This is a genomic window from Streptomyces sp. 5K101 (assembly GCF_046506645.1).
Taxonomy (GTDB): Bacteria; Actinomycetota; Actinomycetes; order Streptomycetales; family Streptomycetaceae; genus Streptomyces.
Genome location: NZ_JBKFFO010000006.1, coordinates 358,891 through 366,608, shown reverse-complemented (window position 1 = coordinate 366,608; position 7,718 = coordinate 358,891). Strand labels below are relative to the sequence as shown.

Below are 7,718 nucleotides of genomic sequence, written 5' to 3'. Positions count from 1 at the left end.
GTACGGCTTGCGTTCACTCACCCCACCGATTCCAGCAGGCCACCGGCATCGGACCGGCACGTTCCGCCTCCGTCCACACCATCAGGCGACACCAGAACAACTCATATACTCACGAACCGCCCACTCACAGCCCGGCCACCCAAGGAGGAAGCCCGCCGCGTTCTGGCCAGCGACGTACGAGCAGCCGTCCCCGACCACGCCGAGCGGATCCTCACCGACCCGGCCTGGCCAGCGCTCGCCACCGTCCTCGCCGACGCCGAAGCCCGCGGCCACCAACCCCATCAACTCCTCAAGGAAGCCGCTGCCCAACGCGAGCTGACCACCGCCCGCCAACCCGCCCGCGTCCTCATCACCCGCATCCAGCACACCGGCCGAAACCCAGCATCCAACCGCCGAGCCGAAGCCGCCCGCCGACGCTCCACCATCGCAGGCTCGGTCCCCGCCCAACAAAGCCGTGGGGCCCAGCTCTCACCGGTGGCGACGACACCCGCTGAACAGCAACATCGACAGCGCCGATAGCTCAAGTCAGAACCGCAGGGGGGTAGGTTCCTGCGCGCATGAACGGCCCCTGCGTCGGCCACGGCCATATCACGCCAGCCAGCAACGGTTGAAATATCAATTAGGTATCCAGTTGTCAGCGGAATGCCACTTTCGGCCAAAGTGGCTACGCGCGTAGTCAGCCACGTGCGCATCACCAGCAACGATCGAGGATCGAAGCCCAAGGAACGTCTTGATCTTTTCGGCCCTCCGGACGCCCCCCTACCGGCAGATGACGAGCCGTGCATACCCTCCACGGGACGACCAGAACATTCAACGGGGGCATCTGATGAGTTTCTCGCCACGCGCGCGCATAGGTTTCTGGCCACCTGTAGCCTTGTGAATCCACTAGCGCCACCATCCTCCGCGCCCACCTAGCCAGAGAAGGCAACAAAGCCTGCCGGAAATAATGTCGGCAGGCCCATTCGCATGCCCTAAATAGAATTTCCAACACACACAAACGGAATTCCTGAGACCTGTTGACAGGGGGGGGTGAAAGTTTGTTTAGATCATGAACGTCCATTCGATTCCCCGGTCAACCGACAGGGGACGAATCAGGAGGATCAAATGTCTGAAGCAATGGTTTCCGCGGTCGACGAGACCGCGTTCGCCGACCTCGTCAGCAAGATCCAGGATGCCGAGGCGTCGATGACCGACGAGCAGCGCGCGGTCATCGACCCCGCGGCCGGCGAGAAGGCCCTGGAGGAGCTCGCCGGCGTCAGCCCGGAGGAGCTGCAGGCGTTCCTCGAGGAGAAGGCGGGCATCTCGCCCGACGAGGAGGCTCAGGGAAGCGTGATGGCGGCTGCCGCCACGGTGGCCTTCCACTGTTGATCTGAGTCGATAGCCTCATGATGATCAGCGCTTCGCACAGCCCGGCCGGTATCGCGTCACCGGAGGGCGGCAGCACGTCTTCGCCTTGGTGCGGAGCGCTGCCGAACGAGTCCGGGCCCTCAAAGGCCCGGACTCGTTCCTGGCTCGCTTCGCTCGATCTCGACCGAGGCGACATAGTGCATGTCCAGACGTTCGCAGCACGCAACAGCGTGGCGATGGTGCACTTCGAGGACGGCACCGCCCTCTTCCTGAAACAGGTGGATCCGGCAACCGCCGTTGCCGTTGGCACGGCAACGGGCAACGAAGAGACCATACTCAGGCTGATACCTGAAGCCGGTGTGCCGAATTTCGCCATGTCGGCAGTTCCTCGTTTCGTCGCCGTCGACCGAAAAACTGAAACCCTCATAATGGAAGGGAAGGTTGGCTTCACGTCGATGCGGGAAGTGACCCGGAACTCTCCGGAAATTCCTGTTCCGGTGCTGGCGGCACTGGCATCGGTGACAGCCGGAATCCACACCGCACGCGCGGACGGGATCATCACGGACTCGAGGTTCGCCCCGCAGCTCATCGTCTTCCCCTTCGCGTCCTTCGTAGCGCTAACCCCTCGCGAGCTTGCGAGTGGACCCGGAATGGATTACTCCGACTATGCGGCCGCCATGCAGTCGGTCGACGAGAGCGTGGCGCGGCTGCGGGACGAATGGGGTCCGAAGGGCCTGGTGCACTTCGACCTACGGGACGACAACATCCTGCTCAAGGACGCCGACAGCGAGCACCCCAAGGTTGCGCTCGTCGACTGGGAACTGGCCGGTTTCGGTGACCCGATGCTGGACGTGGGCACGATCGTCGGCCAACTACTGATCCAGTGGCTGCACACCTTGCGGGGGGATGCCAGCCGCTTGTCCCACTCCGGCACCTGGGCCACCGTGCGACGCAACGTCGGCCTCTTCCTCGCCGCCTACGAACACAGCGCTCCGCTCTCGGCCGAGCAGCGGGATGCAGTCTTCCGCTACGCCGGGTTGTCCATTCTGATGTACGCAGCCGGGCGGCTGGAACAGATCGGCTCACTGGGCCGGATCGGGCACCTGTGCCTTTTCGTGGGCTGCAAATTGCTGAACGATCCGCAGGGCTTGGCCAGGCTCCTCGCTCCCGGCCGCCCCCGGGAGGCAGGAGCATGAACCAGTACCGAGCAGCATTCTCCTCGATCTCCGAAGACGTGGAAGTCCGGAACGAGTCCACCTTCCATCACCGCGAGTGGGGCGAGCTCCGGCCCGCCCCTGGCGTCGAGTCCGCGCCCGGGGACCTCCCCGTCCTACCTCACCTGTCCCGATTCCTGTACCTGAGCTACTACGCCGGTGACACCCGGGCCGCTCGCTGGCTGATAGATGGCGCGCCAGTGGTACTGGGCACCCGCAGGCGCGAGGACCCGGCCGTGGCACGCGCACTTGCCGAGGCCAACCAGGGCAGCGGCTACTGGGAGGCCGACTGGCAGACGGTCGAGGCTGGACCCGCGGGCCGCCGGGTGCGCAAGAACGGCCTCACCCTCACCGTCACCGCGGAGGAGATCCTGCCTCCGGCAGCCGCAGCCGGTCAGCCGGTCAGCGTCAGGTTTCCGCCCGACCGTCCGTACACGTATCCCGGCTGGTACCTCGCCATCGGCGACGAGGGCATGCCCCGCCACGGCGAACGGCCAGTCGTACGCCTGTACTACGCGCCACGGGACCCCGAGTCCGCCGCCAACCTGATGCGCGCGATCACCGGACGGCTGTGCACCGCGCGGGTCCCGTACCAGCTGAAGGCCGCCAACCATCCGGAGGGGTATGAGCGGCGGGATGCGATGGTCCTCTATCTGTACCGGGACGACTGGCGCCGCCATGAGCGGGAGCTGGCAGACATCCACAGCGAGCACATCGACGCACTCCGTGACACCGGACCTGCCCTCGCGTTGGAGCTGGGCAGAGGCTGGTGGCTGGCGGACGAGCCAGAGCATCGGGAGGGCCGGCTCATGAGCTTCGGCCAGCACCGCTGTCTGTTGGTCGCCGAGGGGCTGGTAACGGCCTGGCGGGACGGGCGCACCACTGCGGCGGACCGGCTCCGCGCCATCGAGGAACGGTACCGGGCGGAGCGACTCGACCCAGCAAGGCCCTACCTCAACGCCCAAGGGAGCACCGCCCGATGACCCATGCCGCTGTGCGGGCCGGGCAGCCCGTGCGCTCGCTACCCGGCCCGTTCGTCAACCGCGTCTGCCTCCGGGTCGACGGTGGTTACCGCTGGGGAGAAAGCGTCCCGACAGCCGCGCCCGCTTACCTCGACGCGGCAGCCCTGCGCGATCTCTCGGAGGCAATCGCTACGACACAAGCTGCCCCGTACGCGTGTGTCCCTGTGCTGGCCGACGACCGCACGGCCGTCCACTCGGTGGTAGCTACCCCTGGGCTGCTCAGCGACACCGTCTTCGGTGACACGACCAGTGCCACCGCTCCACTTGGGGATTGGGCGTTCGGCGAACTCGGCGGCTTCCTCGCCCACCTGCACTCCATCCCCGTCGAGCGGGTGGCTGCTTTACCCACCAGGGCCCGCCCGGCCTGGCTGGAAGCGGCGCCACATGCAGCGGACGGCATCCGTGCCGCCCGCGACCGCCTTGACAAAACCGCGGCACCGCGGATCCAACGCCTCGCCGGCACATTGGCGGAGGAGCAGCCCGAGGCGCTCCCACGGGCCGTGGTACACGGCCGTCTATCGACCGCCTCCTGCGTCCCCGCCCCTGCGCCACGCGTGCTCGGCTGGCGGGAAGCAGGCATCGCCGACCCCATGATCGACCTCGCATTCCTGCTACGAGACCTCGTTCAGGCGGCAGCTGCCATGGACGCGCAGGAACTCCAGGAGCACCGGGCCAGACTTACAGCCGAGGGCTACCAGGCTGCCCGAGGCACCTCACTCAGCGACGACGAGCACACACGTCTGGCAGGCCACCTCGCCTCCGACGTCCTCCAACACGTCGCCCTCCGCGCCTGGTCGGCATCCGACCCAGAAGGCGCCGATGCACTGTTGCGACGGGCAGAACGGTCCCTGCCGGGCATCCTCAGCGCCTTCGGAGTTCCTGAAGAGGTGACCGGCTGATGACAGAGAACGCCACCACCAGCCCGCAGCAGGCGCTGGCCGGGGTGCGGCTGTTGTGGGGCGTGTGCGGCTCCTTCTCCGCTGTTGCGGTCCCTCACGTGAACGCATGGCTGCGCGGCACCGTCGGGGTCCAGGAGATCCGCACCGTCATGACCACGCAGGCGCACGCCCTCATGGGGCCGCGCATGATCGAGGCTGTCACCGGCCATATGCCGGTGACCGTCTGGGAGGACCACAAGGGCGGAGGCGCCGCCCACGTAGCCCTCGGCGCCTGGGCGGACGTGCTGGTGGTCCTGCCGGCCACGGCCAATTTGCTGGCCAAGGCAGCACACGGCATCGCGGACGATGTCCTGACGGCCACGCTGCTCGCCGCCGAGTGCCCTGTGGTCATCGCACCCGTCATGAACGCGGCCATGTGGTCCAAACCCGCCGTGCGCCGCAACGTCGACCAACTGCGCGAGGACGGCTACCAGATCGTCGAACCGAAGGATGGCATCTCCCTGACCGAGGGCCGACGGGAACCCGGCTCACTCGGCGACTTCCAGCCGGCCATCTCTGCCGCTCTGGTCCAGGCAGCTGCACGACACACACACCCACAAGGACAGTGATCAGCACATGCCGAAACTTTCACCCGACACCGTGCTCCACAGGGCGCCGTCCTTCATAGCCGAGGTCGACACCAGCAACGAAGTGAAGATCCACTTCGAGAGCCGGATCCTCAAGTTGGGTCATGACGCGCTCGGGCTCCTCGACCTTTTCCACCAGCCCCGCACGGTCGGACAGGCGCTGACGCTGCTCGGTTCCCGAATGAAAGGACCGAGGGCCGCGCAGGAAGCACTGGCAACCGTGGTGTCACTCCACCAAGCCGGGCTGCTGCGCAACGAGCCGGCCGAGGGCTTCAGTAACCAGCCCTTCCCCAAGGGGGGTTACGACGCCGCGCTCGTCCATATCGCCATGCTGGAAGACCCGGTGCGTAAAGCTGCCTTCCAGCAGGCGGTCCGCGAAACGGTCTGTGAGGGGGACGTGGTCCTTGATCTGGGAACAGGGTCCGGCATCCTGGCGATCACCGCGGCCCAGGCGGGAGCCCGCAAGGTCTACGCGGTCGAGCCGGCCGGCATGGTCCACCTCGCCCAGCGGATAGCCGAGCGCAACGGGGTGGCCGACCGCATCGAGTTCATCCGCGGCTGGTCGCCCCAGCTCGAACTCCCCGAGCGGGCCGACGTCCTGCTGACGGACATCGTCGGCAACGAAGCACTGGACATGCAGATCTGGGAGACCGTTCAGGACGCCCGGCGTCGGCTGATGAAGGACTCGCCTCGCCTGGTGCCTGGTCGGCTGACCTCCTTCGCAACGCTGGCCCGGATACCGGACAGCCTGCTCGACAAGCACCGCGTCACCCAGGACCATCTCGCACGCTGGAAGGAGATGTTCGGCATCGACTTCGGCCCCATGGCGGAGTCCGAACGCCAACGCTCCATCGGCTTCTACGAGCGCCCGGAGAACGTACAGACCTGGGATTTCCTTTCCAAACCGGCCGAGTTGTACCAGGTGGATCTCCAGCAGGATATGACGGGCCCGCTGGAAACGCGCTGCACCCTCGCTGCCGACCAGGAGGGCGAGGCCAACGGCGTCGTCGTCCACTTCGAAGCACAGCTCGGGCCGAACACCACACTGTCGACAGCCCCCTGGCTGGGCTGCGCCCGCAGCCACTGGTACACCGCCGCCTGGGCGCTCCCCGAACCGGTCAAGGTCACGGCTGGGCAGGAACTCTCCTACTCCTACCGGTACTTCGGCGACGGCACCTCCCACCTCGAACCCGCCAGCGGCCAGTGACCGGCCCGGCGGACAGCGCATCCAAGGAGCCCCTGCGTTGAAACTGCGATCCAGCGTCCCCAAGATCACCGGAAACGGCCCGCACCGCGAGATCACCGCCGAGACCACGTATGCCCGCATGGCCCCACACCTCAAGCGGATCGGGGTGACAAGGGTCGCCGACATCACCGGCCTCGACCGGGTCGGCATCCCCGTCTACAACGCCATCTCGCCGCGGTCGTTCGACATCATCTCCGTCTACAACGGCAAGGGCGCCACAAAGATCGACGCCAAGACGTCGGCAATCATGGAGGCCGCTGAGCGTTTCGCCGCCTCTCTGCCCATGCGGCCGGCCGCGATCGCCTCCTATCCAGAGCTCAAAAAGTCCGGACGGCGTGTTCTCGACCCCGAATCGTGCAACTTCGAGCTGCACCACGCCTACAGCATCGACAGCCCCATCTCCTGGGTCGAGGGCTTCGACCTGATGCACGAGTGCAGCATCCTCGTGCCGCAGTTCCTGGCCGGCTACTACATGAGCTACCACGAGGTCCCCTGCTATCCGGTCTCCACGACAAACGGCATCGCTTCGGGAAACTCCCTGGAAGAGGCCATCTGCCACGCCCTGTGCGAGCTCGTCGAGCGAGACGACTGGACGATGGCCGACCTCATCTCCAACCGACTCGGCAAGTTCGCCGCCGCCGACGAGGCCGGACCCGTCGGGGACGCCATCCGCGCCTGGGCCCAGGAGCGCCATCCAAGCCTCGACCCGTCGACCCTGCCGCCGCGAGCGCAGTTCTTCATGGAGAAGTTTCTCGACGCCGGCATCGACATCGAGGTCAAGAACATCACCTCCGCGACCGGCATCCCCAGTTTCCAGGCCGTGGTGTCGGAGTACGTCGCCGACTCGTTCTCCCGCTCCCACCACGGCATCGGCACGCACCCGGACGCCGAGGTCGCGGTCGTGCGGGCCATCAGCGAGGTCGCCCAGTCCCGCGTCGTGGACATCCAGGCCATGCGCGAGGACATCACTGCCGCCGGACAGCCCGTGGAGAAGGCTCTCTTCCACGTGCGGCGCAGCAACCGAGCGAACCCCGACTCGTGGGCCATCAAGCCCTCCGCCCGCCCCGTCCGTTTCCATGACGTCCCGTCCCATCCCAGCACGGACGTCATGGACGACGTCCGGCTGCTGCTGCAACGGCTGCGGGCCCGCGGACTCGACCAGGCCATCGTCGTCGACTTGTCCGCGCCCGGCGTACCCGCCACGGTCGTACGCGTCATCGTGCCCGGCATCGAGTCGTGGACGGTCGACCGCAACAAGCTCGGGCCCCGAGCCGCACAGGCGTGGAACAGCGCCCTGGCAGCCATCCACGCCGCTCAGCAGCGACTCCGGACAGCCGGTTCCGCCCAGTGACGGGAGAAGAGAC

Annotated in this window: 7 protein-coding genes and 1 pseudogene; all 8 read left to right on the top strand. The window is 66.8% G+C overall.

The window, feature by feature from the left end; genetic code table 11:
- Positions 1–123 precede the first annotated feature (123 nt).
- A pseudogene (locus tag ACLB9X_RS15320) lies at positions 124–519 on the top strand (mobilization protein); the annotation flags it as partial.
- A gap of 585 nt (positions 520–1,104) precedes the next feature.
- Complete coding sequence (tvaA, locus tag ACLB9X_RS15315) at positions 1,105–1,368, top strand: thioviridamide family RiPP peptide (RefSeq protein WP_410360893.1); 264 nt, start codon at positions 1,105–1,107, stop codon at positions 1,366–1,368.
- Positions 1,369–1,385: 17 nt separating this feature from the next.
- Positions 1,386–2,543 (top strand): phosphotransferase family protein, encoded by a 1,158-nt coding sequence (locus tag ACLB9X_RS15310; RefSeq protein ID WP_410360892.1) that lies wholly within the window; start codon positions 1,386–1,388, stop codon positions 2,541–2,543.
- The gene (locus tag ACLB9X_RS15305) at positions 2,540–3,544 is read left to right on the top strand and encodes a T3SS effector HopA1 family protein (protein WP_410360891.1); all 1,005 of its coding nucleotides are present in this window, start codon (positions 2,540–2,542) and stop codon (positions 3,542–3,544) included. The genes ACLB9X_RS15310 and ACLB9X_RS15305 overlap by 4 nt, the downstream gene beginning before the upstream one ends.
- A complete protein-coding gene (locus ACLB9X_RS15300; protein WP_410360890.1) occupies positions 3,541–4,482 on the top strand; it encodes an aminoglycoside phosphotransferase family protein in 942 nt (313 codons plus the stop codon). The genes ACLB9X_RS15305 and ACLB9X_RS15300 overlap by 4 nt, the downstream gene beginning before the upstream one ends.
- Positions 4,482–5,090 (top strand): flavoprotein, encoded by a 609-nt coding sequence (locus ACLB9X_RS15295; RefSeq protein ID WP_410360889.1) that lies wholly within the window; start codon positions 4,482–4,484, stop codon positions 5,088–5,090. Before ACLB9X_RS15300 ends, ACLB9X_RS15295 begins: the two co-directional genes overlap by 1 nt.
- Before the next feature lie 7 nt (positions 5,091–5,097).
- On the top strand, positions 5,098–6,315 hold the full coding sequence (locus ACLB9X_RS15290) for a 50S ribosomal protein L11 methyltransferase (RefSeq protein WP_410360888.1): 1,218 nt from the start codon (positions 5,098–5,100) through the stop codon (positions 6,313–6,315).
- A gap of 37 nt (positions 6,316–6,352) precedes the next feature.
- The gene (locus tag ACLB9X_RS15285; RefSeq protein WP_410360887.1) at positions 6,353–7,705 is read left to right on the top strand and encodes a YcaO-like family protein; all 1,353 of its coding nucleotides are present in this window, start codon (positions 6,353–6,355) and stop codon (positions 7,703–7,705) included.
- Positions 7,706–7,718: the final 13 nt, after the last annotated feature.

Bases quoted from the DNA above. Each gene is read 5' to 3' on its own strand.
- ACLB9X_RS15310 (WP_410360892.1), top strand. From the start codon at position 1,386: ATGATGATCAGCGCTTCGCACAGCCCGGCCGGTATCGCGTCACCGGAG.
- ACLB9X_RS15305 (WP_410360891.1), top strand. From the start codon at position 2,540: ATGAACCAGTACCGAGCAGCATTCTCCTCGATCTCCGAAGACGTGGAA.
- ACLB9X_RS15295 (WP_410360889.1), top strand. From the start codon at position 4,482: ATGACAGAGAACGCCACCACCAGCCCGCAGCAGGCGCTGGCCGGGGTG.
- ACLB9X_RS15290 (WP_410360888.1), top strand. From the start codon at position 5,098: ATGCCGAAACTTTCACCCGACACCGTGCTCCACAGGGCGCCGTCCTTC.
- ACLB9X_RS15300 (WP_410360890.1), top strand. From the start codon at position 3,541: ATGACCCATGCCGCTGTGCGGGCCGGGCAGCCCGTGCGCTCGCTACCC.
- tvaA (WP_410360893.1), top strand. From the start codon at position 1,105: ATGTCTGAAGCAATGGTTTCCGCGGTCGACGAGACCGCGTTCGCCGAC.